The 1,752-nt window shown below is 63.6% G+C and carries 1 protein-coding gene and 1 pseudogene; one reads left to right on the forward strand and one right to left on the reverse strand.

The annotated features are described in order from the left end of the window. Positions 1-666 (forward strand): hypothetical protein (locus V6U90_RS33250; protein WP_334445116.1); only part of this gene is annotated, 666 nt, incomplete at its 5' end. A 557-nt stretch (positions 667-1,223) separates the two neighbouring features. Here the strand turns inward: V6U90_RS33250 and V6U90_RS33255 are convergent. Continuing rightward, positions 1,224-1,643, reverse strand: a pseudogene (locus tag V6U90_RS33255) (tyrosine-type recombinase/integrase); the annotation flags it as partial. Positions 1,644-1,752 lie beyond the last annotated feature (109 nt).

The following is a 1,752-nucleotide window of genomic DNA, read 5'->3' on the forward strand; positions in this document are numbered from 1 at the left end:
CACCGAACTCGTCGCCGGCTGTCCCTGGCTACCCACCGGCGCAGCGACCACCTGACCAGTCACGACCCGCCAACGTTTATCCAGTGGTGCATGCAGATGGCGGGCACCCTGTGTCCCTGGCACGGAGGGCTCTCACGTCCGCTTTCGGATGGTCCACCGGGCGCTCTACTGTGCGTAGTCCAGTCCGGTGCGGGTGCCCTTTTCTACGCTCGCCATGCCGTCGGCGGCGACGTCGACCTCGGCCGACAGATCACCGAGCAACTTGACGAGCTGACAGGCCAAGTGCTGCGGACCCCTCGAGGACACGTGCCGGGCGAGGTGCCGACGCACTTTCGACGCTGGCTGTATGAGAATGACCCGGACCCGATGAATGGCTGGTTGGACCAGCGTCTGACGGATATAGTCCTGAACCGAGGGGCGGACATGATTCCTATGATCAATGAACTCATGGTGCAGCAGGACCCGGACGCGATGCCGCATGCCGCCCCCTTTCCACGACGACCCGAGCCGGAGTGCGAGCGGTGTGCCTTCAGCGCTGCCGCAGGAGGCATCCTTTGCGTCTGTGGCCACGATTGGGGCTGCCACGGCGACGTCGATGGCGTCGAGCCATGTAAGCACTGCAAATGCGCAAATATGCAATACGCTGAGTCTGAGTTGGCCACGTAAAGCACCGTCGGCGGGACCAGAGGATAGATCCTGCAATCACGCCCCGGATAGCCGAAAAACTTCGTGGCTTGGAACCTGCGCCCGATGGAAGTGCGCGTGCCAGCGGCCCAACTAAGAAGAGTTGTAGCGACATTCAAGGCCACTCATAGTGCTTGTCGAAAGGCACCTGTTCGCGCAGGTAGGCCCCGCGGTGGACCCGCCATTTCTACCTGGACGTCTGGCCGGCCTGCTACTGAGACAGACCGACCAGACAAGCGCGATCACTTGACCATGCTGGGGCGTTCCTTGTGGGCTACGTCACAGGCGATGCCGTAACTGTCCGCTTTGCCCCTTCATTGGGCGCCCGACGATTGGGGGACCGTGGGGGAACCGGACGTCCCGGAACAGCCCGACAGGAGACGGTGCTGCCCGACACTCGATTGCGAGTATTTCCTGTTCAGCCGGCATTGGTTAACATCAACCATCATCCTCCGACATTGACGAGCTCTTAATCCGCGGGTTCGGGGTTCGAGTCCCTGGCGGCGCACCACCTCTGATCAGGCCGTATAGTCATCTGGCTATGCGGCTTTGATCTTTGGGTGTCGTTTGGGTGTCACGTGGGCGCGGCCCGCTACTGGGTGGGGCTCGCGCCTGATTCTGGTTCCTGGCAACGGTTTGGGCCGTCGGGCGGTGGGTGTTGCTGCGGTTCGTGGGTGTCGGGTGGGTGTCCGGTGCTTGCGGCCGGGGTTGCGGGCTGCGGCGGCCAGGACGAGTCGGGCGGTGGCTTCGGCGACGGTGAAGTGCAGGTCGAGCAGGACGCTGGTGTAGGTGTCGGCGGTGAGCACGATGCTGGTGTGGCCGAGTTGCTCTTGGACGGTTTTGAGGTCTGCGCCGGCGCTGTGGGCGAGGCTGGCCGCGCCGTGGCGCAGGTCGTGCAGACGTACGGGTGGGAGACCGGAGTCGGTCACGAGGCGGCGGAAGCGGCGGGTCAGGTAGTCCGGGTGTAGTGGCTGCCCGTCCGGTTGTGTGAAGACGTAGCCGGGGGGGTGCGTTTCTTTTTGAGTGAGGTTGTTGTCCGGGTCATGCGGCTAGGGCGAGTTGGTCCTT

This window comes from Micromonospora sp. CPCC 206060 (assembly GCF_036906895.1).
Taxonomy (GTDB): domain Bacteria; phylum Actinomycetota; class Actinomycetes; order Mycobacteriales; family Micromonosporaceae; genus Micromonospora.